Genomic DNA, 19,990 nt, shown 5'->3' with positions numbered 1-19,990 from the left:
ACAGGTATTAAATTACGAATTTTTGGCGAATTGACCAAGTTTTTAGCCTAAAAAAACACACTTTTTTTTAGGCTAAAACCCTATAAATCAACCTTTTGAAAAGTGCCTTCCACTTTTCAAAACCCCGTCAGAGACGGAAGCCCCGCCAACGCACTGAGAAAAAGTGCAATTGCATAGGCAGGGAATACCGCGATATGTGAAAAGCCCACCCCCGCAGCCGCGAAGGTGGGCTTCAAATCAGCACACACAACCAAACAAATCATTGTACCCGCACTCCCTTACTACATAAGACCTTATAAAAACAATAAACTTTGAGCATAGATACGTTTGATGTACCCCTACTACGTTGCAACGTCAAAGCCTATACGCTTGTTATTTAATAGGAACTTATTGCAGCCTACCAACAGTGTATCTACCGAGTCAGTGAAGTGGGTTGTTTCTCTTTGGTCAATCTTCAAATCACGTTCCTTTGTTTTGTCCTTCTCGAATCCTTTTGCCCCCTGCTTGATTTGGGCTAAACGCATAGCAGTTAATAGATACTCATTGTTGCCCCTGTTAAATATGGTTCTGAATATCTCGTCGTTGCCTCCCTTTAGTGACACGCCCCAATCCTCAAAGCGCTTCTTAGGGCTTGGTGTATGCCCTATGTAACAACGTTCTACTTTCCAACCATTTGTTTTGAAAATGTCGGTTACTTCGTCAGCATAAGATATATCACTACTTGCATTGGTAGCAATGGCGGTATGGTCATAGAAGTAGTACACAATCTTACACTTCGAGAACCGATAGTAGTCGATGAACTTGAATATAAGGTTCTTGAGGCGCTCAGGGTGCTTGACGTACATGGAGTTAATCACCTTGAGGTCAAAATGCAACGTTTGCCCTATGGATAGGGTGTTGATTACTGCCCCATAATCAAGGCCAATTGCAAGCGGAGCATGGGGGTTATAGTCAGCATCCTTCCTACAATCGTCGAACAAAAACCCTTCATCAGAGAGCACCTTGTCTAAATTGTCATCGACGTACTTGTAATCAGTCGCATCATAACAATGCAGCTTATCCCGTAAATCAGGATAAAACGAGTGTTCGGTAAGGAATGGGCGCTTATTGAGAATCGACGTAAAGAAAACGAAACTCGGTAAGGTACGCTTGAGGTCAAGGATTTGCTTGATACCAAACCCTTCCATGTTATCATGGCCTTTGGGTTCATGGTAGAAAAACGTACTGCGGCGAATGGCGTCCCAGTACGTTTGCAATCTTCCTATTTTTTCTAAAATGCCCTTGCGTCGTGATTCGTGGGCAATGAGCAGTTTTTGAAACAGTTCGTATATATCAAGCTGAATATCTAAAAGCAGCTGTACACGCTCCGGGTGAGCCGCCTTTTCTTCCTCCAGTACCCACATGGTATCTTGGTCAGTGGGCATGTCAGTTGTCCAGAGCCATGAGTGAAATTCAGGCAAATGAGCATAGGATAAGTGCGTATCACCACGGTTTGCCTGTCGGAGCTCCGTGTCGATGCTATTCTTATCAAGTAGCTTTTTCTCATCACCTTGTACCCAATGGAGCGTCATTGAGTTCGCCGAACCCTTGCGGTCTTGGCTAATGAGCTGCATGGCCGCGCCTGAGCGGGTGGTGATGGCGTGACTGTAATCGAGGGTCTCACCATAAGGCTCTGGAATGCCCAGGTGTTTCGGTGGCCGCTCCTTGACCCAAAAATCAACATTACGCTGCCATCCCAAATCTTTCCAGCCCTTAATTAAGCCAGGCATGATATTTTCAAACAGTTTCAAATACGATTGCCCAACAAACCCGCCACGTGCGCCAGGCATTCGAGTGCAGCAACGATACGAACGATACGCGTGGATTTTCTCGGTTTTCCCAGTACCTCGTGGCATCACGAGCGTCATTTCGTTGGCATCGACAAGCATGGCTTTAAACTGTGAGAGCGTCCTATGCTTTACAAAAAACTTCTGTTCTTCTGGCAATAACACCTCATTGGCAACCTGCCCAAGTACAGCGGCCGACGTGGGATTCCACTTAATAAGCTCTATTATATCATCATTCGACACCATACTCATCGTCCTCCAATTCTTTTTTCAATACCTCGAAATCCTCAATTTGCTCTTGTTGCTCAGCATCTATTTTCTTTAGCTCAAGGGCAATGTCGGCCAACAGGTTAGGGCGTTTTTGAGCGCCGATGAGCGTTGGGTCGAAGTTGAAAATATTAATAACAAGCGTCGAACCACCACCCGAATCGGTTGGCTTATCCACCCCAATAATCTTGATGAGATTGCTGTGTTCACGCGCCATCACGTCCCTGTCCTTTACTGTGTTGGCGGTGGCTGCCTTTTGAGCATTGTCCTTAATGCTGTGAATGAGCCTGATTTTCTCCAGCTCGACATTAAGGGGATTGAGATAGACAGTAAGCATTTTCGCTATTTGAACGCAATGTCGAATTTTGGTGGTTGACATTTGTTCCCCATAGCTTGAATCAGCTATTCTCTTGATAATCTTATGGTCTTCCCAATAGCGACATTTACGGTCGCTCAAAATTTCAAGCGCTGCACTCACCACCAAGGCAGTTAATTCTAGGTGAGAAGGTATAGGATAGTTCTCGTCCTGCGCAGCTCTGCGCAGGGCAAGAAACTCCTCAGACTGTTGTAATTTCGATAAGTTCATTACATTGATGTTTTGGCGTCCTGCTGTAGCTTGAGCGCGAGCGCCTGTGCAGGGCTTGACCCTTGCTTAGCAAGCCTGATGATTGCGCCCTGAAGCTCAGCTTCGGTCATGTACAAGCCCCTGTAGAAATGCTTATATACCTGAGAATCTTCGTCCTCCAATTCATCCCGAAAATCGTCTTCATCCACGCCGATGATGATGGCAATGGCCCGGGGCGTCATGTATCTGCCTGCAAGGTCTTGTACCTGCTCCAATATTTCTTGTGATAGTTTCATTATTCAAACGGTTTCTCACCCTTCAGCTCTGCCATAATCCACTCACGGTGCAGCTCACTGACTGCCCTGCCTGCCGACAATACCCCCGCCTCGATGCGTGGATTGTTGGTATAGTTTGAGGATCCTACGATATGTATTGCCCAGCTGTCGTTAATAAGCACAGTTACTTTTGCGTGGGAGTTGCCAATGCCCACACTCGTAAAATGCTGTTGTACGTAATCGTGCACACCCGGATAACGTACCTTAATACGATAATCAAACAGGCAATGCAGCTCGCGTATAACTCCTACTTGCAACGCTTCCACCAACATCCGCGCGGGCGTTTCGCTCATGCTCCACGTCGCCACGTACAAGCTTGCAGGGCCAATCAAACTGAGTAGGTGAAATACCAGCTCATGGGTGCTCCACTCACTCAAGCTCACGAAATCGTAGCTTTTGCCTTGCTCAAGCGAAGGGAAACACTCAGCAAGTGCATCCTTCACTTTGCACTTGACAAAGCTCTCCACAAACGTTTCGGCAGTGACTGGCGATGAGCGCTCAGTAAGATTGACAGCAATATCACTCGTTCGAAATAGCATCTTTCAGTCCTTTCAGTTTTTGTTCGATGGCAAACAACTCATTGAGCCACAATTGGCGCTTTGCGCTGCCTTTCACCGCTGTACGACTCAGGTAGGTTCGGAGCGTATTGCGTCGAGTGTACAGGTCGCTAATAGATTGTACGGCAAGGGCAGCTGTCTCGGGCAAATAACCGTTGGCTTCGTAGAAATCACGAAGGCCAAATATTTCGTCCAGGCGTGGGGTAATGCGCTGCATAATTTCCAGTACAATTTCTCCAAGCTCCTGAGGGGTGTCCAGTTTTCGCTCAATCAGCTGACGTGCTCTTTCCTTCAATGCGGTGCGCTCATCCATCAAGCTACCAGCTTCGCGTAATAGCAGCTGTAGCTCACTGGGTCGAGCTTCCGCCTTCTGCTGAGCTTCCAGCTGAAGCTGCTCAAGCAGCTCCTTTAGCTCAGTACTGAGCAATGCCCGCCGATGGCGCTCGGTACCGTCGTTGAAGAACTTCTTCAGATAATCGTTGGTACCATACTTTTGGTAGAGCTGCACCCCTTCGTAATAGATTTCAGTCTCGAACCATCTTTCGATTTCTTCGATTGCTTTCATGCTGTTGTAAAAAAAGCCGACCTGTCAGACACAATCGGCTTTTGATAGGTAGGGTTAGGATTACTTAATGTAGGGCACTTCGTCAGGGAATTTTGCGAGATACTCCTTTTGCTGTTTGGTCAGGTTGCTAAGGTCATACTCAACACCTTGAAAAATAAACAGCTGCTTAGGTACCTTTTTCTCTACCTCTTTAAGCTTTTCTTGTTCAGTAGCCATTATTACTCAGCTGGTTTTAGGGGGATTGCCCCAGTGTACAACAATTTAAAAGGCTGCTTCACCATCAGCTCACCATTGTACCCGCGCCCGTGCTCCGTCGTGATGGGGCCAGTTTTGTAGTCGAGCTTGATGGCCACGTAATGACCAGGATCGCCCAACTGATTAAGAGTTCCATCATTATCAGGAATCAGCGCCACAAACGCATCCGAGCGACACACGTTCGCCAAATAGTTAAGCTCTTTCGTGTTGCCTGGCACGAAGATTTTCACTGAGCCATCCCATCCCCCCGCGTCACGGCCACCCAAAGCGGCCAAATCGAGTTCCCCCACTTCTGGAGTGGTGTAGAATTTCGAAAATCCGCCGCCCGTTTTCGGAACAAAAGCCTGACTATGAACAAACTTGTTCTCCCCAGTGGCGTTAGCTACTGGTGCCGACCAAGTTTGGATTTCACCAACTGGCATAAAATAGCCAATTTGGGCAATCCCACCCATGTTAGAGCTCTCATCACCCCAATTTGGAATTAGGTTTTTATACTGTGCCATGGCTTAATTCGTTACTTCGACTAACACCCCCGAATCTTCTTTCACAAGTTCATCCGCCAACTTTTGGTCGTTAACGACATCAGCTGAAGTATAAACTTTTCCTTTAAAGTTGAAGCGAGGAATCGACACCATATAGGTCTTTTTCGCTACTTTCACCGTTGGCGCTTTGGGTGCAGCTCCTTTTTCACTCTTCAATTGAGTGATTTCAGCCTCTAAGCTGGCAATAATTTTGTCTTTGGCTTCAAGCTCCTGAGAGAGTTCGACAATCTTCTTGTCTTTTTCGTCAGTTGCCGTGGCCGCTGTGTTCTGTCCTTCCATGTGTATAGTAGTAGGGGCTTTGGCACGTAGCCGCCACCCCTTTTAGGTGGGTTTTCTTATTCTTGATCGTTTACAAGCAAATAGCGCAAATCGTCAAATTCAAACGCCAACGTGAACTTCATGATGGTCTTGAATCCGTGCAATGTGTCAACACGATTACCCCAAACGCCCATGCTGTCTAATGAGTTGGTACCCATCACCATGTTGTTGTCCAAAGTAACTATTACGCGTTGCGACGTTCCTAACCAGTTCACAGGTACAATCTGACCGCGGCGACCAGAGTCGATGATGTATTCTTTCGACGTGGCTAAGTCACCCTCGGTGTAGAAGGCGCCTGCATCTTTCTTAGCGCGTAGGTGCTTTTGGCGTTTTTCGTACACGTCGTTCGACATGTAGAATTTAACACCTTTTTGACGCCATAACTCAGGCACTGCCGCCCACATTACGCCATCAATTTTATCCAGGGCGTTGGCGTTGGTGATTGCACCGGTCACCACTGGTGTAATGGTACTTAGGCCAATTTCTTTCTTCAACACAGTTCCCCATCCATCGCAGATGTATTGGTTAGAGGCCCATTGCCATTTGGCTGGGTGCGTGGTGGGAGATTGTGCCGCCGTTGTTGCAGCAGTACACTTGTAGTACTGTTCTAAAGGACCAAATACCACTACATCACCAACGGAATAGCTGGCACCTGCGTTGAAAGTAGTAGCCACAGATTTGTCCTTCATGTAAAAGGCGTTTACTTCGACTTCTTCGCCAACTTTCTGCATTTGGTTGCGCCAATATTCTTCCGCAAACAACGGCGGATGATCACGCGTCAAATCCTTTTGGCCTTCGTAGAGAAAAGTATCCGCAAACTCTTCCGAGTTGACTTTCAAGATTTTCATTGCCTTACGCGGCGAAATGCTACGTAAGATAAGGCTACCATCTTTCAAGTCAGTGTCTTCGATGTTGGGGTTGTTGGGTTGCAACCCATTGAGGGCGGTATAGCCCCACAGCATTTTATCGACCGTTAGGTTCGATACTGTGCGAATACCAGGTGTACTCGTTATCGAAATTGAGTTGTACAGCGTCTTCAGGATTTTAGGGGTATATTGCCCCTGATAATTCTGAATCGCCTGAACGTTAGTTAACATTTTAAAAAGGTGGGTTTAAGTTTTTTGGCTGTTAATTTTCAATCTGTTACTTGCCTTTAAGACTAGCCCAGATTTTGCGCATTTCAATGTCGGCTTCGCTCAAATGAGCCTCAGGATCTCCCCCCGAGTTTTCGATTTTTTCCTCTTTTTTGAAGGGTTTGGTTGGCTCATCACCAGGCTTTTCGTAGCCGCTCAATTTTTCCTGAAGCTGGCCAGTTTTGAGCTGCTCTGCAGTGAGCTGTGACTGCAACGCTTTGTATTCTGCGCTGTCCTTTACGTTGGTGGTGGCAGTTTGTTGCTGTCCAAACGATTGGAGCAGATCAACTAGGCCACCCAAGTTTGCTCCTTGCAGCTCGCTTACTGCTTCATTGAGCTGAGCTTCAGTAATATCAGCCGCCGCTACGTTGCACAAGGCTTGCAGCTTCGGCAGTTTCAAAAATCCGAACATAGTATTTTGGGGTTTGGTATAATTGGCAGAAAGATTGAGAACGCGGCTGAAAGCCGTATCCAAACGGCCAATGCCGTCGATTAGGCCATATTCAAGGGCCTGTTTTGCTTCAAATGCGCCCCCAAGGAGCACAATGTCATTGGTAAGTTTCTCGCCACGTGCGTCGATAACGCGTTGACGAAACTCAAGCGCGATGGTCTGCGCTTCTTCCTTCAGAAGTTTATAATTGCCTTTTTTGGCCTCTCTGGTGGATTTGTTTTTGTCGGGGCTGGCATCGGCGTAGATTTCTTCAACCGTGGCACCCATTGCCTTGTATGCTCCGTCCCAATTTTCAAAACGGATATAGGCACCAATGCCCCCCACTGAGTCGGTTTCGTTGGAACAAAGAATAAAGTCTGTCTCACAAATAGCCAGGTAATGCCCACTGTATGCAGTACCATAATCAAGGTAGGCGCCTACGGGTTTGTTGCGGCGTTTGATTGCATCAGCCACCATGTAGGAAGCTCGGCGTTCGCCTCCGTAGCAGGCCCCACAACGAATCAATACCCCCTTGCAAGTTGGGTCGGCATACGCCTGGTCGAGCGTGTCTGCGTAGTAAGCAGCTCCGTATCCGCGTGAATAACCGCTACGCCACATGACTGAATCTAGGTCAATCAACCAGATTGATTCACCTTCGAGAAGTGTTTGGGTTACTTCTTCGGTTTCATCATCATCCTCATAATCTGCCCAAAGCTTTTCGATTTTCTCGAAAGTCTTGGGTTCGGGTTCTTTGAGCTGCTGTATATACTCAGCAACGTTGGTTTCAAGTGTTTGAGGCACCAACCAACCACTGCCAAGCAGCTCAGGAATGATATTAGAAAAGGCTTTACTGGTTTGCATGGTGCAACATTACATTGCACCGCTCACCAAAAAAATGAAAATAAGTGTGCCACACCCTAAACGCAAATAGGCAGGTCAATGACCTGCCTATTGTGTTCATGCGTCCCATGAAACGTAAAAGTTTATGCTAATTCCTTACCTACTCCCAAAATAGGCGGTTTTTCTTCGACCGTCACAAACCCATCGTGCGTAGCTAAAGTACCGACCGTATCAGGGGCCAAAGGACAAACGTCCAATGGGCAATAGGTCACGCCCTTGTACTCAAATTCGAAAGTAGGAATCACACAATCGGACTTGGTTTCTTGGACTACTGTAGCATCGTAGGTATGTGCCGCTGCCAATGTGAACACCAAAGGTGTCAACACCAGCAAAATCACAGCGAATGCTTTCATTAATAATAATTTTGGTGATAAACAGTAAACTAATTGTGAGCACAAGAATAGGACTTCATGCCACCAAAAAAAATGAAAGTAAGGCAAAGCCCTAAAACGCATATATCCCACTTGCTGACGGTGTACGCCCTTCAAAGCTCACTGTAAAGCCACGCTGACCCGCCATGATGCGGTCGGTATCAAAATCAGTTTCCATTTTGAGGCCATGCCAGGGCGTGGCCACGAGCCTCCAGTCGCCAACGTGGTCTTTGGTTCGTACAATAAATCGGCGATCTTCTGCCCACTCGAACACGTCGCGAAATTCTTCATCATCACCCGGCACAACGCACCCTGCTGATGTTTCGTAATAAGGACCAGGAGCGGCCCGTTTTTTAGGCTCTCTAAAGAACAAAGTTTCTGGAATACCATACAAATCAAACCAACGCCACCCTTCAAAGAAAAGAATTTCTGAGGTGTACTTGCCACGGCTCTTGGTCGTCCATTGGCGCACCGCTTCCACGGGAGACCATTGGATCAGCATCACCCCTGCGGGGTTGGTATTGGGGAGTTTTCTTACGATGTCTCTCATTATAGGGCCATTTCAAAAGGGAAGGAACTAAACATCTGTACGGTACCTTGGGAACGGTGATTGTGAAACGTTCTTATTTCGCGTTCCATGTCTAGGCAATCAGTGTTATAATTATACTTTCGTCGAAACATCTCATAACCATCGTTTTGGCCTACTTCAAGCATGTATTGGTACAGCTCCTGTCGTACGAGCGTTTCCACATACTTCACCCATGGGCGAGTTTCGAGCAACGAGTAAATGGGTTGGGGCTTGGTTGGCGTAAAAAAATTGAAACGTCGATGGTGAAACTGTGAAATTGAGATGGGCAGTTCTTTCCACTTAGGGTTAATACTCGTGTCCTTCACACGTGGGCACTGCGCAGTCCAGAACAAATAGTTCGTTAGGACGTTGCTCCAATCGATCTGGAGCGGCTTATCTTTCATTCTTGCCATGAGCCAAGGAGCTGCTAAGTCGCTCACTTCGATGACAATGTCAATGCCAGGATTTTTCATTTAGACTGTTAAGATAGAGGTGGATTTAGGCACTTAAATTACGATAATTTAAGTACATTATTGCAACCATTTACTATCTATTTGGTCTATTTTAGTCAGGCTTTTATACGCCAACTGCCTTTGTTTCAGATTTCCATCCCGAAAAACCCGAAACAGTTCCCAATTGACAAATGCCGTGTTGGTCTCCACGTGTAGGTAATTATCCATCACCAGTGAGTTCAAATAGATGACCGTGAGCGTCACAGGTTTGCACTCAGGCTTTGGGAAGTATGTCCAGGTAATTTTCATCGAATATTATTACGCTGCAAAAATAGTCTCCTATGTTCAGGATACTTATAAGCATGAAAAGATAAAAGCTTAAATGCTTTTCTTACATGCTTCATGCTAAAACGGTATTTTTTAGCATAAAACTCAATCACAGCTTTCTTGCTGTATTTCTGTTTCTTTTTAGTCATGTGGTTCTAAGTTCAGATTTTTAAGACATCCATCAATCCCACCAAGAACGTTTTTAAGTTCATCAAAAATCACCTCATTTTGCCAGTTTTTCCATAAGATCCTAGCAATACTTACAGGCATATTTAACCCATAAGTCGAATTCTTTTTTTTACTGACTCGTTTATATTGCCTAGAAATTCTCAGATGATCCTTTACAAATTGCTTTTTATAATACTCTACCAAAACAAAATGTTGGTCGGGGGCATATTTCCCCAGAGCGTCAAGGTCATACCATACACGCTTAAAATAAGCACCAAGAAAATCGGCCTCCCTAAAATAGACCCTTAGCTCTATGTGAAGTGGAATTTCTCTAATCATATTCATAGTTATCCAAAATTTGTTCTTGGCAATTAGCACAGTAATTACCTATTCGTGAATTATGATACTCTAAATCATCACTAGCTAAAACACCACAACCAAAACAATGCCCTTCATTTCCACAGCAATCATGGCAGAGTAGCTTTCCTGTCGGTTCTCCAGTTTCAGGATCCAATACATCTACTAAGTAATCATGTGTTTTACATTCGTGACAAACACCTTCTATGATTTCATCGTATAATTTCTCACGGTCAAAAACCTGTTCCTGACAATGGTCGCAACCATTACAGTTCTTTGGGGTTTTATCAACGATTACATCATCAATAGAACCATTGCAGTAGCATTCTCCACTGCAACAAAAACAGGGATGTGCCATGGTTAAGATTCTTTTGGTGAGTCCAAATACATCACTAATAATGTGTTATCCGAAATTGAATCGATTTTATTCTCACTGTACCAGCGGGCAAAATCAATCATATCAGTTCTGCCAAAAAAATCTCTTTCCTCTGAACTATTCTGCATTGCCTCCATCTGTTTATATTGATCAGGATCAAATATTAATAGTTTTGTTGGATAACCTAAGACAAGTACCTTATCATACCATTCCTCTGAAACCCCTATTCCAAGAACTGCCCCTTGTTTTACTTTACGACCTTCAACCAAGGTATCTGACAGGGCTATGGCCATATTAGCGTCAGACATCTTGCTCAATATTTCAAACGCGCTTATCTTGCTCATAATCAAATAATTTTAAAACTGAAACCTTTATTTGCTGCTATCCACTCCTCCACCAATTTTCTTCGTTGCTCTTTTGAGCTATCAATATTTTCATTCCACTGCTTTTCATTAAAAGCATACCCAGTTTCGGCAAAATAGAATCCATGCCAAATCACTGATCCGCCTTTTAATGTGATTTCGAAATACAAAGTCTTAAGTAAAGCGTCTGTTTTTTGCATCACGGGCCCGATGGCCAAGATGCTTTTTAGGTCTAAAGTATGACCTGTAAAAATTGTTTTAACCATTAGTTATTTAGTTTTTTATTCCTTTCACTTTCCAGTTCGATAATAACATCATTCATCTCTTTGAGCATTGCTTCAACTCCTGCCCGCATAATGCGGGCATTGGTGCTGTATTCTTCACTAGCCTCATGGTCGCCAGCTCCCCAAATTTCATACTTGCTTTCCTCGGGAAGTGGGTCTTCAACTGATGAATCAAGGTCTAACAGTGGATTTCTTTTTAGCTCCAAATTAATTACCAATATTATCTCTCGTTTCTTATTGAGAAATTTATAGTCAAGCAACTCACTTTCATGCTTGTACTGGCGTATCACGGTCTCAAGCTCAAAGAGCTCTTCAAATTCTTGTTGTGTCATGTTTTTAATAAATTGCATCGAAGGTTTGCTATCATTTTTTATTAGGAATCAGGTTATTGGAACTTCACATAGACACCCGTAGCATCAGAAAAATGATAGTGCGAAAACGTAATTCCATGCACCATTTTTGAGGCTCCATTGTTAAGTACGACAAAAAGTTCTTGGTTAAAACCATTCACAGGGTTAGATTGGAAGTAATTCTTGGCTTCTTTATATTTTCCTTCTGAAGTTGTTTCCTTAAAAATAAAAACATCGGATCTTTGAAACTCAATATCAGGGTAGTTATCCCAAATGAAGCTATACACTTCATAAATAGCTTCAATCAACTGTGATTTATTTTGGAAAGTCAGTATATCATAACCCTCTTCATATTCTGCATTCCAATCACCCTTGACAAGTTTTTGATTTCTCAAAAGCTGTTTTTCAATATGGTCTTTCAGTTTTGTTAAGTAGAGTTCAAAACAAAGTTTTACTTCTCCCCTATCAATATCATTGATACCAGTAAGTTTTATGTTACAATAAAACTCCTAATATTGCTTTTTAATTTTGTTAAGCATTCGTTTTGCCTTTGCAACGGCTTCGTGCTGACGGCAGTTTTCGTGAAAAATAATTTTATTCATAATGACTTGTAAAGATTTATTTAACCATAAACAAGGAGTTTTATTGGTAAATTTTTAGGCAATGATTCGCCAAATTCAAAATACCAATCTCTTACTGATGTATGTGTGTTTGCAATAAAGAACCAAAATCTGTATCCATAAAAGGAATCACCATACAAGTTTTTAAAAATTTCCTTGTACCAAATACGATGATGAACTGACATTGTTTTCCAAAATTTTTTACTCATTTCACAAATTTTTAAAATAAAAAGTGGCCATTTGTTACCAATTGCGCTATCCGATTTTGGCTTGTCAAATCGGTATTATGGGTTACATCATGAATAGAGGCTTCAAGCACCAGCGGCCCCCATTCTTTAATTTGTTGCTTCCAATGGCTCTCCCAGTAGCTCGGCGGGTAGCCTTTCTTTCCACGAAGCTTGTACAGATATTGATTATCGTACATTTTTTTCGCTGCCTCCCATGGCTTCATGTTGGTGAATCTTACGGCTACAGCTCTGGTAGCGTGGTAGTGCTGCGCACTACGTTTTTGTTCTGATAATTGTCCCATAATTGTGAGTAGTTAATATGAATAAAATCCTTCCCCAAATTCCGACATCCATGATTCCACATAGACCACTTGCGTCGGATTTTGGTCTTTTTGTTGCTTCTTCTGCGCTCTGATGGAGAGGCGGTGTATCTTTTTCGGCTCAAAATTGCGTGCCTTTTGCTCTAAATACTGAGCGCTAAACTTCGCTTCAACCTCTTTTCCGTAGGTTCTCGCCCAATTTTGGTAATAGACAAAAAGCTGTAGTTCGTCCTTACCAATGTGTGAGGCACGGGGCTTACCCGATGCCCATCGTTCAAAATCAATTCGGGCGCTGTTTAGTAGAAATTCAACCCTATTTTCACGCTTTCTTAACGAATCCTTGGCAAACCATTCGGCTGTTCGCGCAAAGCCAAAATTGTTTTTCGGGTCAAAATAGCCTAACTTTTTCTTGCATCGGTAGGGCATATCTGGCGATCGATCGGGGTGTTTATCAAACCACCGTTTTGCAAGCTGCATTCTGTCCATCAGCTCATTGTAGTAATCTGCCCAGGCTACGTCGCTCTGTGCCACCGCAAACTTTCCAAACACACCTTCGTAAATTTCCAAAATCGCCTGCCGTTGGTCTTCTTCCGTAAACTGGCATCGTGGGTAGAGTTGCGTTTTAGCTACCTTCCAAAAGCCCGTGGTTAGGCTTCTGAGGTAGTTCGGCAAGCTTATCCACATCTTTTCCAGCTCGGCGTATTCGGCGGCCGCGCGCCCCCCCTGTCTTGTTTCCGTGGCTACAGGCTTATAAGAAGCGGTTTCTTGGCCATTTTGCCCATGACTGTGCGGATCCTTGTTGTTTCCGTGGTCATGTATCTGTGTTTGTCCACATTTGTCCGCACTTATTGTAGTTGTATATTGTTTCAGTGGGTTATAAATAGGCGGCATTTTTTGCCGTACTGGCGCGAAAGAAGGCATTTTTTGGGCTGCTACAGCAGGCGTGGTTTCCGCTTCGCCAAACAGAATTTTTGGAGAAATCCATATTTTGAAACTGTGCTGGCGGCCACAAAACGAATAATTTTCAATTAATCCGACCGAAATAAGCTTCCTGATGTGGTCATAGCAGCTTCTACCCGATCGACTCAAGCGCGCACCTAACTCCACGCGATTGGTCGCCACGTACACGTCGACGGGCCTAGCCATGCCATGCACTGCGGCATTGGCTTTTGCCCAAGCTTGCGAATAGAGTGCGATTAAGTGCATTCCTGTTGACTTGACAGAGCCTTTCAGAGTGCCCTTTTTCATTACGAATTCTTTCGTAACCACCTCACCATCAACCGTCAAAGACGTTCGCTTTGAGACGAATGTTTCACAATTCTCGTTGTACTCTTCAACCCTCGCGCACCATCGTCTGATGGCCTGGTCGTAGTTGATTTGTTGCGTTAGATTCATTTTTAGACAAAGTTTATCCATGCGACCTACAGGGGGGCATTACTCCCCCTGAGGCCACGAACTTGACTGGCGTCCTCGTTGGTCATGGTGGGGGTATTGAACCCCTTGTATCTCCTGAGATTGATACAATACCTGTACACCACGACTTTAGTTTGTAGCGGGGGCTGGACTCGAACCAGCGACCTCAGGGTTATGAGCCCTGCGAGCTACCACTGCTCTACCCCGCGTTGGGCTACTCTCTACTCTCGCTTTGTGCGTCTTGTTCGTTGAGAAATTGGCCCGGGGGCATCGCCCCCAGGCAATCCAGATTTACTCAACTTTATGAAAAACTCTATTCTTCTTGTTCCTCACTCACGTAGGGATACACCTCTAAAATCGGAGTGAGAATAACATCTGTAATTTCGTAGGGAATCAGCATTGTGGCTAGGCTTTTTTCAATGCGCTCAATGGCCTGTTTGGCGCTGTCGGCATTGACAAGCATGTAGCTGATAATTTTCTTTTCTTTCGGCGCTCCCCTGCTGTCGTCAATCGACACGTAGAACATCTTCACTTTGTACCACTTCTCTCCAGCTTCATCCTCAAAATGAAACACGTCAGAGAGCTTCATTTTGGCGATGCTTACAACTTGAAATTCTTGCAACACTTCACTTAGCACCTTAAATGCCCTAGCTTCGGCATCTGTAAAGCTAACAGAATCAACAAGACAAGTTTCATTGATTGTCTTCAAGGAACCGTTCTCTTGTTCCTGGGTATATTTGATTTTGACTAGGCTCCAGCTAGGCATTTTGCTTGGTGTTTACGGTGTCACGTTCTTCCCTAACCGATAGCGTCAGGTTAAAATAAGCATCTTCAGCAATCATCAGCCTCACTTCGAGGAGTGAGCGAAAAATCATACCTCCCATCAATATACGTCGCCACTCAGGGGCGCGGTCGTATCGTGTTATTTTTGCCTCCAGCTTCTGAATTTTACGGAGCGATCGGCTTAGTTTGTCCACTATGGACTGTGCCCAGGCGTTAGTGTTTTGCATCTTCTATCGATTTGATTTTTGATTGAATCGCCATTTTAGCCTGCCACACTGTAGAGTTTTCGCTAACCGACACGGGTGTTTGCTCAGGCTCAAACACATAAGCCGCCTCTACCGAACGAGTAGCCTGAACGAAACCCAACAGTCTAGGTTCTAACTTTGGAAACCCATCAGCTTGGAGCTTTTGCTCCAGCTCCACATACACCTGGCAGTTGGGGTGAATCTCTGACTTAAACCAATGTCTCATAGTTTACACGTTCTTTTATGACCTCTTAGAGCATGTGAGCTCTGAAAGGTTCGGTTACACGTACATCGAAACTCGCCTGTTTTTTCACTCTTCACCAGTTCAATTTCTGCCACTGGAGCACTGGAAGCCGCAAAGTAAGACTTCAAAAAATAGCCAAGCGTTGTACCTGCAGCATCTACGTGTCGAGCTACGTCATTCATGCAACAACGCCCAACATAGCCATTAGCTATGTTCTCATCTGACATGAGCCGAGCCATTGCCTCGTTTGCCTCTTTGAGGCGTAGGCTCTTATCGTTCGATAGCAATACGTTTGCCATTACAAAAATCCTTTTCGGGGGCTAATGGAACTCGTGCTCAATGAATCGAGCAAATCACTCATAGGCATTCTTCCAGACGTTTCTACTTTCTTAAACTTTTCTACGCGCTCGGTCACATTTCCTAGCCAATCAAACTCATCCCCTTCAGATGATTGCAACATTCTTTGTACTGTCCCTTCTGCATATCCAAGGGTTAAATAAAACTTTTCGATGTCTGCTTTTTTTAGGGCCATCTGTCTCAACTCTTCCAGGAGATAGCTGACAGCTACAAGTTTAGCTTGTTCTGATTTTTTGATGTTTGATGGTACTTCCTTTTGATCAGGAATGTTGTTTACATTTTCCATATTACTTTTTGCGTATGTTAAGAATGATCCAAAAACTCAAAATTATTTCGAGCAATACTAGCCCGCACTCTGCCAACTCAAGCCACTTTTTCATGTGGTAGCTCAAGTTGCTTAGTATTAGGCAAATAGTAATTGTAGTACTTTTCAATTTTGCTACATAACCAATCAAATTCTTTTGGCGTAGGTATCAACAACGAACCGACTTTAAGTTTCATAGCAAACTGTTGGTTATGCACATAACCGAACTCCTTCATAAAATCGCCTCTAATCTCACTACGAGCTTGTCTAGGGATTACCTTTTCGTGGTACTTGGCCCTTAATTCTTCTAGAGTCATTTTTACCGCTTAATAATTTTTTTCAGCCATTAGTATAAAAAATTGCTGAAAAGCTGTTGATTTGCTGTTGTATTGCGATACAATATTAATATTATTATCGCAATAATTCATATTTTAATAAGAATTAATTTTTATTAAAATAGAAATAATTTTTTAACTATTTGATATTCAAACAATTAGCTATTGTAAATTTTTAGATTTTTATAACAAAAACAAGTGCATTATATTAGTAAAATTGCCACTACACACCAGCTTTTTCATATAAACAGTAACGCAAAACTAGAAACAATGGAGAATAACATTGCAGAGCGTTTCAAGGTCTTAATTAAAGAACTTGGCAAATCAAATCATTCTTTTGCGCTTTCAATCGCAAAAAACTCTACTACAATTTCAAATATTGTGGATGGAAAGAGTAAGCCTGGATACGAACTACTTGAAACAATTTTTCAAGTTTACCCGCAGGTAAGTAGAGACTGGTTACTTATGGGAGAAGGTACAATTTTTAGGTCGTCTGAAAATGTAGTACGTTCTGGCGAGTACCTACAAGAATATTTACAAAAGCTCGAAAGCAATTTCGAGAGGCTAAACCGTCAAATTGAGGTAAAAGATCAGCAAATAGCACAAAAAGACAAACAGATAGATCGTTTAATGGATCTACTGGGAAAGCCTGAGTGTGTTACTGAAGAGACTGGCTTAGTAATTATCGAACATCCTTCAACAGGGAAGTACTTTCGCGTTGAAGCATTAGGCACGAGTGCCTAATTTTTTTGGGTTCGAGGGTGAAAAGTCGGTGGCACACTTGTTAAGTTACGTACTTAACACAGTCAACAAGAGGAAATTAACTGTTTTTGTTCGAGTCCCAGCGGGATCACTTGAAGACCTTCTATTTGACAACCTGCCCCTAAAAGGCAGGTTTTTTTGCTTCATTTTCAGACGTTTAGCCCCTCATTTTTCAAAAGTTGCGTTCGCGGGTTATCGCGCGGGCTATCGCCTTTTCCTCACGGGCTATCGGTTGGCGTTACCGTTTACTAAATGGGCAATTATTTGTATCCCTAAAAGTTATGTCGTTTAAGTCGTTTGGCGTTGGTTTGCCCCCCCAATTTTAAACTACTTAATAAATTATGAAAAAAAAGAATGGAAATCCTGTTCTTCAGGCATCAATCTAAAAAGGAGCGAAAAACGCACACCTGCACCATCTACCACCGTATTACAATCAATGGCGTTAGGGCTGAGTTGTATAGTACTTCAATCTCGGGCCGCTGGGATGACTTTGACAAAGAACGTCAACGGTTTAAATCAACTGACAAAGATTACGTGAGCAAAAATGCCCGAATTGGCCAAATCGAAAGCGACCTCATGGAGCTTTATGCCCTTTTGGTACTCCGAAAGAAACCTTTTACCCCTGCCCATCTGAAAGAAATGTATAAAGTGGGTATTCAGGAATACACTTTGCCTGACCTGTATAATAAGTGGATAAAGGAGCTTCGTGACGAAGGCCGCCCAAAGAAGCAAACAGTGGACCGATATGAGGACATTGGCGATACTGTTGTAAAATTTCTTATCGCCAAGAAAAAACTAACTGAAAATGCGGAAAGCTTTGACGTTGATATGCTCAAGCAATACCAAAAGTACCTTCTACGAGAGGATTTTGCCGAGGCTACCATCCGAAAACACCAATCGGTCGTTAAGCAAATGCTGAACTGGGCAAAAGTTGAAAAGTACATTACCCAAAACCCACTTGAGGGCTATAAAATTAAGCATGAGAAGGTCAAACCACACATTTACTTGGATGTTGAACAGTTTGAATTGTTGCGCAGGCACAAATTTTCGACTGAAAAACTTCAAAAAGTGGCAGACGTGTTCAGTATTTATTGTCGCACAGGATTCCACTATAAAGACCTCAAGCAAATGGCTGCTGTTGGCAAGAGTACAATTCGTACCGTTGCTGGGGTAGATTTTATCAACTGGAACCGAGTTAAGACCAACGAACTCGCAAAAGTTCCCTCCAGTGCATGGCCCGACGTAGCAGAAATCATCGCCAAGTATGGAGATTGGAATAAACTGCCAATCATTTCTAACCAGAAAATGAATGACTACTTGAAGTTGATGGCCACTGAATTGAATCTAGTGATTCAGGCAATGACCATTGATGAACGTCAGCGCCTTAATCTGCGACCCATTCATCCAGAACTAAGCGTAAAAGCAGGACGCAAGACCTTGGCCGATTGGCTTCTAAACGAACTCAGCTGGAGCCGAGAAGCGGTAAAAGTTGTGTTAGGTCTAAAAAGTGATAGGAGCTTAGACTCTTACGTAAGAGAGGATGAGCGTCGAGTGATCCATGAGATTCGCCGACAGAAAATAGCATAAACTTTAATACCTTTTTACCTTACTTTGAAAAATTACCTGTGACGGCCCTAGCAATTGAGCAGGAAGCTGAGTCACAGAATCGGCTAAAAAAACGATTTGTAAATCTACATTTTTTTGTACATCTATCTAGCCAAACACCTGATAATCACACGATAGAACTATAAAAAAAGAAGTGTAATTGTACATTTATTCAGAAAAACATCAGAAGTATTTTGATAGCAAAAGTTGTTTCCTGGCTTTCAGTACCGCAGCTCGCTGCGCCAACTTTTGCTATCAAAAAAACTTTATGACTACGCCATCAGCGCCAGAGCCGCGCTTCCAGTGATAGACTTTATTTGAAAAACGATAGCAAAATTATTCCAATGGCTCTTTGACGTGCTCATAAAAATTGACAATGGCTTCCACAAAACGGTCACGTGCAGTGCTACTTCGGAATGATGCTGTGCTTTTGAATTTTAGGAGTTTTGCAAAATAGTCATCGTTTACGTCGAGCTTTGCTTTAAGTATCCGGTACTTTTTTTCGGTGGATTGTTCGCTCATAAAGTTAGTATTTACTGCACAAATGTAGCATATACTATCCATAGTTTAGGGCATTGGCAGCAAAGGAGTAAATAGCAGAGCGGCTACTGAAAGGCCCCTGTAGCCCTGCCTGACTTGCAATCTCTTTGATGATACGGTTGTAATACTGTAGTGAGGATGGCCGAAATTGCCAACTGCGTCGGTCTAAGATAGCTACCACAGTAGGTGGTAATGGGATGAATTTTAGATTGTAAAAAAAGAAGTCTTTGTTATCCTTTTTGATATGATACCTGTGAGGATTGGTAAGGATTTGATTGAGAAGATGGAAGTCGAGACCTGTATAACATTGAATTACGTATTTATCTCGAACATGTTCTTGTGACCATGAGAGCTTCAGGCTCAAAAGGGCAATAATATCGGCATAGGTAGTGTAATGCTTGACAGCCGTGTGGGCGCTTAGTTGGAGAGTGACTGGACAAGGAAGCTGCACTTCGTCGCACAGTGACTTTAGGACTGTTTTGAATAACCGTAAATGTGTGGCGACGCTGCTGTTACGGTATTTTTCCATTAAAAAACTCTCAAAGGAGGCCATGAAGTCGTTGTTGATTTGCGATAAATCAAGCGGGTCGTTGGGGCAAAACTCTGCTAAGAGTGAATGAAGCCTTAAATGCCGACGGATGTAGGTTTCGGAATATGAGTTATCATCGAGCATGGCGGTAGTTTTTCCCCTTAAATAGGGCAAAAATAGATGTTGCTGGTTAACTTGCATCGTAATTGTAATTTAGGATTTATGGTTACGTTTTTGCCCCATTGGCCTGCCAGCTAATGGGGTTTTTATTTGCACTCTGCCAAGTGTAAATCAGCTTCAAAAATATTAACATATATTTATATTACATTAATATATGTTAATATTTTTGTTAAAAAAACTAGCGAATAAACTTGCTTGTCGGGAAGGAAAGTGCGTGT

The 19,990-nt window shown here is 43.4% G+C and carries 32 protein-coding genes and 1 tRNA gene; 2 read left to right on the top strand and 31 right to left on the bottom strand.

Translation table 11 applies throughout. The features are described from left to right. Nucleotides 1-341 precede the first annotated feature (341 nt). The 29 genes from DTQ70_RS04220 to DTQ70_RS04080 all read right to left on the bottom strand — a co-directional run bounded on the left by DTQ70_RS04220 (nucleotide 342) and on the right by DTQ70_RS04080 (nucleotide 16,138). Nucleotides 342-2,078 carry a hypothetical protein gene (locus DTQ70_RS04220; protein ID WP_164489861.1) on the bottom strand — a complete coding sequence of 579 codons (1,737 nt, stop codon included), beginning with the start codon at nucleotides 2,076-2,078 and terminating at the stop codon, nucleotides 342-344. Next, on the bottom strand, nucleotides 2,059-2,679 hold the full coding sequence (locus tag DTQ70_RS04215) for a hypothetical protein (RefSeq protein ID WP_122929657.1): 621 nt from the start codon (nucleotides 2,677-2,679) through the stop codon (nucleotides 2,059-2,061). The genes DTQ70_RS04220 and DTQ70_RS04215 overlap by 20 nt, the downstream gene beginning before the upstream one ends. After that, the gene (locus DTQ70_RS04210) at nucleotides 2,679-2,954 is read right to left on the bottom strand and encodes a hypothetical protein (RefSeq protein ID WP_122929656.1); all 276 of its coding nucleotides are present in this window, start codon (nucleotides 2,952-2,954) and stop codon (nucleotides 2,679-2,681) included. The genes DTQ70_RS04215 and DTQ70_RS04210 overlap by 1 nt, the downstream gene beginning before the upstream one ends. Then, complete coding sequence (locus DTQ70_RS04205; protein ID WP_122929655.1) at nucleotides 2,954-3,532, bottom strand: hypothetical protein; 579 nt, start codon at nucleotides 3,530-3,532, stop codon at nucleotides 2,954-2,956. Before DTQ70_RS04205 ends, DTQ70_RS04210 begins: the two co-directional genes overlap by 1 nt. Then, nucleotides 3,513-4,115, bottom strand: coding sequence for a hypothetical protein (locus DTQ70_RS04200; protein ID WP_122929654.1), 603 nt, complete (start codon nucleotides 4,113-4,115; stop codon nucleotides 3,513-3,515). Before DTQ70_RS04200 ends, DTQ70_RS04205 begins: the two co-directional genes overlap by 20 nt. A 60-nt stretch (nucleotides 4,116-4,175) precedes the next feature. After that, a complete protein-coding gene (locus tag DTQ70_RS30585; protein WP_164489860.1) occupies nucleotides 4,176-4,331 on the bottom strand; it encodes a hypothetical protein in 156 nt (51 codons plus the stop codon). Between the two features lie 2 nt (nucleotides 4,332-4,333). Beyond that, complete coding sequence (locus tag DTQ70_RS04195; protein WP_122929653.1) at nucleotides 4,334-4,873, bottom strand: hypothetical protein; 540 nt, start codon at nucleotides 4,871-4,873, stop codon at nucleotides 4,334-4,336. 3 nt (nucleotides 4,874-4,876) lie between these two features. Continuing rightward, on the bottom strand, nucleotides 4,877-5,191 hold the full coding sequence (locus tag DTQ70_RS04190; RefSeq protein ID WP_122929652.1) for a hypothetical protein: 315 nt from the start codon (nucleotides 5,189-5,191) through the stop codon (nucleotides 4,877-4,879). 56 nt (nucleotides 5,192-5,247) lie between these two features. After that, nucleotides 5,248-6,327, bottom strand: a complete 1,080-nt coding sequence (locus DTQ70_RS04185; RefSeq protein WP_122929651.1) for a hypothetical protein — start codon at nucleotides 6,325-6,327, stop codon at nucleotides 5,248-5,250. A gap of 46 nt (nucleotides 6,328-6,373) precedes the next feature. After that, a complete protein-coding gene (locus DTQ70_RS04180) occupies nucleotides 6,374-7,654 on the bottom strand; it encodes a S49 family peptidase (RefSeq protein WP_122929650.1) in 1,281 nt (426 codons plus the stop codon). Between the two features lie 122 nt (nucleotides 7,655-7,776). Further along, a complete protein-coding gene (locus DTQ70_RS04175; protein ID WP_122929649.1) occupies nucleotides 7,777-8,046 on the bottom strand; it encodes a hypothetical protein in 270 nt (89 codons plus the stop codon). A gap of 91 nt (nucleotides 8,047-8,137) precedes the next feature. Continuing rightward, nucleotides 8,138-8,614 (bottom strand): hypothetical protein, encoded by a 477-nt coding sequence (locus DTQ70_RS04170; protein WP_122929648.1) that lies wholly within the window; start codon nucleotides 8,612-8,614, stop codon nucleotides 8,138-8,140. Beyond that, nucleotides 8,614-9,105, bottom strand: a complete 492-nt coding sequence (locus tag DTQ70_RS04165) for a hypothetical protein (protein ID WP_122929647.1) — start codon at nucleotides 9,103-9,105, stop codon at nucleotides 8,614-8,616. The genes DTQ70_RS04170 and DTQ70_RS04165 overlap by 1 nt, the downstream gene beginning before the upstream one ends. A 57-nt stretch (nucleotides 9,106-9,162) precedes the next feature. Continuing rightward, nucleotides 9,163-9,393, bottom strand: coding sequence for a hypothetical protein (locus tag DTQ70_RS04160; RefSeq protein WP_122929646.1), 231 nt, complete (start codon nucleotides 9,391-9,393; stop codon nucleotides 9,163-9,165). Between the two features lie 159 nt (nucleotides 9,394-9,552). Then, on the bottom strand, nucleotides 9,553-9,924 hold the full coding sequence (locus tag DTQ70_RS04155) for a hypothetical protein (RefSeq protein WP_122929645.1): 372 nt from the start codon (nucleotides 9,922-9,924) through the stop codon (nucleotides 9,553-9,555). After that, on the bottom strand, nucleotides 9,911-10,294 hold the full coding sequence (locus DTQ70_RS04150) for a hypothetical protein (protein ID WP_122929644.1): 384 nt from the start codon (nucleotides 10,292-10,294) through the stop codon (nucleotides 9,911-9,913). Before DTQ70_RS04150 ends, DTQ70_RS04155 begins: the two co-directional genes overlap by 14 nt. Before the next feature lie 2 nt (nucleotides 10,295-10,296). After that, nucleotides 10,297-10,656 (bottom strand): hypothetical protein, encoded by a 360-nt coding sequence (locus DTQ70_RS04145; protein WP_122929643.1) that lies wholly within the window; start codon nucleotides 10,654-10,656, stop codon nucleotides 10,297-10,299. 2 nt (nucleotides 10,657-10,658) lie between these two features. After that, nucleotides 10,659-10,940, bottom strand: coding sequence for a hypothetical protein (locus tag DTQ70_RS04140; RefSeq protein ID WP_122929642.1), 282 nt, complete (start codon nucleotides 10,938-10,940; stop codon nucleotides 10,659-10,661). Further along, a complete protein-coding gene (locus DTQ70_RS04135) occupies nucleotides 10,940-11,290 on the bottom strand; it encodes a hypothetical protein (RefSeq protein WP_164489859.1) in 351 nt (116 codons plus the stop codon). Before DTQ70_RS04135 ends, DTQ70_RS04140 begins: the two co-directional genes overlap by 1 nt. 53 nt (nucleotides 11,291-11,343) lie before the next feature. Further along, complete coding sequence (locus tag DTQ70_RS04130; RefSeq protein ID WP_122929640.1) at nucleotides 11,344-11,703, bottom strand: hypothetical protein; 360 nt, start codon at nucleotides 11,701-11,703, stop codon at nucleotides 11,344-11,346. Nucleotides 11,704-12,148: 445 nt separating this feature from the next. Next, nucleotides 12,149-12,457, bottom strand: a complete 309-nt coding sequence (locus DTQ70_RS04120) for a hypothetical protein (RefSeq protein ID WP_122929638.1) — start codon at nucleotides 12,455-12,457, stop codon at nucleotides 12,149-12,151. A 12-nt stretch (nucleotides 12,458-12,469) separates the two neighbouring features. Then, a complete protein-coding gene (locus DTQ70_RS04115) occupies nucleotides 12,470-13,870 on the bottom strand; it encodes a hypothetical protein (protein WP_122929637.1) in 1,401 nt (466 codons plus the stop codon). A gap of 155 nt (nucleotides 13,871-14,025) precedes the next feature. After that, nucleotides 14,026-14,097 (bottom strand) — tRNA-Met (locus DTQ70_RS04110). 104 nt (nucleotides 14,098-14,201) lie between these two features. Next, a complete protein-coding gene (locus DTQ70_RS04105; protein ID WP_122929636.1) occupies nucleotides 14,202-14,654 on the bottom strand; it encodes a DUF4494 domain-containing protein in 453 nt (150 codons plus the stop codon). Then, nucleotides 14,647-14,898: a hypothetical protein gene (locus DTQ70_RS04100; RefSeq protein WP_122929635.1), complete on the bottom strand. Its 252-nt coding sequence runs from the start codon at nucleotides 14,896-14,898 to the stop codon at nucleotides 14,647-14,649. Before DTQ70_RS04100 ends, DTQ70_RS04105 begins: the two co-directional genes overlap by 8 nt. Further along, nucleotides 14,885-15,142 carry a hypothetical protein gene (locus DTQ70_RS04095; protein ID WP_122929634.1) on the bottom strand — a complete coding sequence of 86 codons (258 nt, stop codon included), beginning with the start codon at nucleotides 15,140-15,142 and terminating at the stop codon, nucleotides 14,885-14,887. Before DTQ70_RS04095 ends, DTQ70_RS04100 begins: the two co-directional genes overlap by 14 nt. Continuing rightward, nucleotides 15,139-15,459, bottom strand: a complete 321-nt coding sequence (locus tag DTQ70_RS04090) for a hypothetical protein (RefSeq protein WP_122929633.1) — start codon at nucleotides 15,457-15,459, stop codon at nucleotides 15,139-15,141. Before DTQ70_RS04090 ends, DTQ70_RS04095 begins: the two co-directional genes overlap by 4 nt. Next, nucleotides 15,459-15,803: a hypothetical protein gene (locus tag DTQ70_RS04085; RefSeq protein ID WP_122929632.1), complete on the bottom strand. Its 345-nt coding sequence runs from the start codon at nucleotides 15,801-15,803 to the stop codon at nucleotides 15,459-15,461. Before DTQ70_RS04085 ends, DTQ70_RS04090 begins: the two co-directional genes overlap by 1 nt. Nucleotides 15,804-15,880: 77 nt before the next feature. After that, complete coding sequence (locus DTQ70_RS04080) at nucleotides 15,881-16,138, bottom strand: hypothetical protein (protein WP_122929631.1); 258 nt, start codon at nucleotides 16,136-16,138, stop codon at nucleotides 15,881-15,883. Nucleotides 16,139-16,426: 288 nt separating this feature from the next. Between DTQ70_RS04080 and DTQ70_RS04075 the strand changes: the two genes are divergently transcribed. Next, a complete protein-coding gene (locus DTQ70_RS04075; RefSeq protein ID WP_122929630.1) occupies nucleotides 16,427-16,900 on the top strand; it encodes a helix-turn-helix transcriptional regulator in 474 nt (157 codons plus the stop codon). 372 nt (nucleotides 16,901-17,272) lie between these two features. Continuing rightward, nucleotides 17,273-18,505 (top strand): phage integrase SAM-like domain-containing protein, encoded by a 1,233-nt coding sequence (locus DTQ70_RS04070; RefSeq protein ID WP_122929629.1) that lies wholly within the window; start codon nucleotides 17,273-17,275, stop codon nucleotides 18,503-18,505. 354 nt (nucleotides 18,506-18,859) lie between these two features. Here the strand turns inward: DTQ70_RS04070 and DTQ70_RS04065 are convergent, their stop codons facing one another. Together DTQ70_RS04065 and DTQ70_RS04060 are read right to left on the bottom strand one after the other, a co-directional pair. Then, nucleotides 18,860-19,045: a hypothetical protein gene (locus DTQ70_RS04065; protein WP_122929628.1), complete on the bottom strand. Its 186-nt coding sequence runs from the start codon at nucleotides 19,043-19,045 to the stop codon at nucleotides 18,860-18,862. A 34-nt stretch (nucleotides 19,046-19,079) separates the two neighbouring features. Further along, nucleotides 19,080-19,793 carry a phage integrase SAM-like domain-containing protein gene (locus DTQ70_RS04060; RefSeq protein WP_164489858.1) on the bottom strand — a complete coding sequence of 238 codons (714 nt, stop codon included), beginning with the start codon at nucleotides 19,791-19,793 and terminating at the stop codon, nucleotides 19,080-19,082. Between the last annotated feature and the right edge of the window lie 197 nt (nucleotides 19,794-19,990).

The organism is Runella sp. SP2, from assembly GCF_003711225.1.
Lineage (GTDB): Bacteria > Bacteroidota > Bacteroidia > Cytophagales > Spirosomataceae > Runella.
The sequence above is the reverse complement of the archived record's forward strand: the minus strand, read 5'-3'. Positions and strand labels throughout refer to the sequence as shown.

Excerpts from the sequence above, each read along its gene's own strand:
- DTQ70_RS04060 (WP_164489858.1), bottom strand. The coding sequence starts at position 19,793 with ATGCAAGTTAACCAGCAACATCTATTTTTGCCCTATTTAAGGGGAAAA.
- DTQ70_RS04140 (WP_122929642.1), bottom strand. The coding sequence starts at position 10,940 with ATGGTTAAAACAATTTTTACAGGTCATACTTTAGACCTAAAAAGCATC.
- DTQ70_RS04205 (WP_122929655.1), bottom strand. The coding sequence starts at position 3,532 with ATGCTATTTCGAACGAGTGATATTGCTGTCAATCTTACTGAGCGCTCA.
- DTQ70_RS04210 (WP_122929656.1), bottom strand. The coding sequence starts at position 2,954 with ATGAAACTATCACAAGAAATATTGGAGCAGGTACAAGACCTTGCAGGC.
- DTQ70_RS04180 (WP_122929650.1), bottom strand. The coding sequence starts at position 7,654 with ATGCAAACCAGTAAAGCCTTTTCTAATATCATTCCTGAGCTGCTTGGC.
- DTQ70_RS04160 (WP_122929646.1), bottom strand. The coding sequence starts at position 9,393 with ATGAAAATTACCTGGACATACTTCCCAAAGCCTGAGTGCAAACCTGTG.
- DTQ70_RS04085 (WP_122929632.1), bottom strand. The coding sequence starts at position 15,803 with ATGGAAAATGTAAACAACATTCCTGATCAAAAGGAAGTACCATCAAAC.
- DTQ70_RS04065 (WP_122929628.1), bottom strand. The coding sequence starts at position 19,045 with ATGAGCGAACAATCCACCGAAAAAAAGTACCGGATACTTAAAGCAAAG.
- DTQ70_RS04100 (WP_122929635.1), bottom strand. The coding sequence starts at position 14,898 with ATGCAAAACACTAACGCCTGGGCACAGTCCATAGTGGACAAACTAAGC.
- DTQ70_RS04195 (WP_122929653.1), bottom strand. The coding sequence starts at position 4,873 with ATGGCACAGTATAAAAACCTAATTCCAAATTGGGGTGATGAGAGCTCT.
- DTQ70_RS04200 (WP_122929654.1), bottom strand. The coding sequence starts at position 4,115 with ATGAAAGCAATCGAAGAAATCGAAAGATGGTTCGAGACTGAAATCTAT.
- DTQ70_RS04070 (WP_122929629.1), top strand. The coding sequence starts at position 17,273 with ATGGAAATCCTGTTCTTCAGGCATCAATCTAAAAAGGAGCGAAAAACG.
- DTQ70_RS04185 (WP_122929651.1), bottom strand. The coding sequence starts at position 6,327 with ATGTTAACTAACGTTCAGGCGATTCAGAATTATCAGGGGCAATATACC.
- DTQ70_RS04135 (WP_164489859.1), bottom strand. The coding sequence starts at position 11,290 with ATGACACAACAAGAATTTGAAGAGCTCTTTGAGCTTGAGACCGTGATA.
- DTQ70_RS04165 (WP_122929647.1), bottom strand. The coding sequence starts at position 9,105 with ATGAAAAATCCTGGCATTGACATTGTCATCGAAGTGAGCGACTTAGCA.
- DTQ70_RS04170 (WP_122929648.1), bottom strand. The coding sequence starts at position 8,614 with ATGAGAGACATCGTAAGAAAACTCCCCAATACCAACCCCGCAGGGGTG.
- DTQ70_RS04145 (WP_122929643.1), bottom strand. The coding sequence starts at position 10,656 with ATGAGCAAGATAAGCGCGTTTGAAATATTGAGCAAGATGTCTGACGCT.
- DTQ70_RS04090 (WP_122929633.1), bottom strand. The coding sequence starts at position 15,459 with ATGGCAAACGTATTGCTATCGAACGATAAGAGCCTACGCCTCAAAGAG.
- DTQ70_RS04190 (WP_122929652.1), bottom strand. The coding sequence starts at position 5,191 with ATGGAAGGACAGAACACAGCGGCCACGGCAACTGACGAAAAAGACAAG.
- DTQ70_RS04220 (WP_164489861.1), bottom strand. The coding sequence starts at position 2,078 with ATGAGTATGGTGTCGAATGATGATATAATAGAGCTTATTAAGTGGAAT.
- DTQ70_RS04080 (WP_122929631.1), bottom strand. The coding sequence starts at position 16,138 with ATGACTCTAGAAGAATTAAGGGCCAAGTACCACGAAAAGGTAATCCCT.
- DTQ70_RS04215 (WP_122929657.1), bottom strand. The coding sequence starts at position 2,679 with ATGAACTTATCGAAATTACAACAGTCTGAGGAGTTTCTTGCCCTGCGC.
- DTQ70_RS04105 (WP_122929636.1), bottom strand. The coding sequence starts at position 14,654 with ATGCCTAGCTGGAGCCTAGTCAAAATCAAATATACCCAGGAACAAGAG.
- DTQ70_RS04150 (WP_122929644.1), bottom strand. The coding sequence starts at position 10,294 with ATGGCACATCCCTGTTTTTGTTGCAGTGGAGAATGCTACTGCAATGGT.
- DTQ70_RS04115 (WP_122929637.1), bottom strand. The coding sequence starts at position 13,870 with ATGAATCTAACGCAACAAATCAACTACGACCAGGCCATCAGACGATGG.
- DTQ70_RS04155 (WP_122929645.1), bottom strand. The coding sequence starts at position 9,924 with ATGAATATGATTAGAGAAATTCCACTTCACATAGAGCTAAGGGTCTAT.
- DTQ70_RS04075 (WP_122929630.1), top strand. The coding sequence starts at position 16,427 with ATGGAGAATAACATTGCAGAGCGTTTCAAGGTCTTAATTAAAGAACTT.
- DTQ70_RS04095 (WP_122929634.1), bottom strand. The coding sequence starts at position 15,142 with ATGAGACATTGGTTTAAGTCAGAGATTCACCCCAACTGCCAGGTGTAT.
- DTQ70_RS04175 (WP_122929649.1), bottom strand. The coding sequence starts at position 8,046 with ATGAAAGCATTCGCTGTGATTTTGCTGGTGTTGACACCTTTGGTGTTC.
- DTQ70_RS04120 (WP_122929638.1), bottom strand. The coding sequence starts at position 12,457 with ATGGGACAATTATCAGAACAAAAACGTAGTGCGCAGCACTACCACGCT.
- DTQ70_RS30585 (WP_164489860.1), bottom strand. The coding sequence starts at position 4,331 with ATGGCTACTGAACAAGAAAAGCTTAAAGAGGTAGAGAAAAAGGTACCT.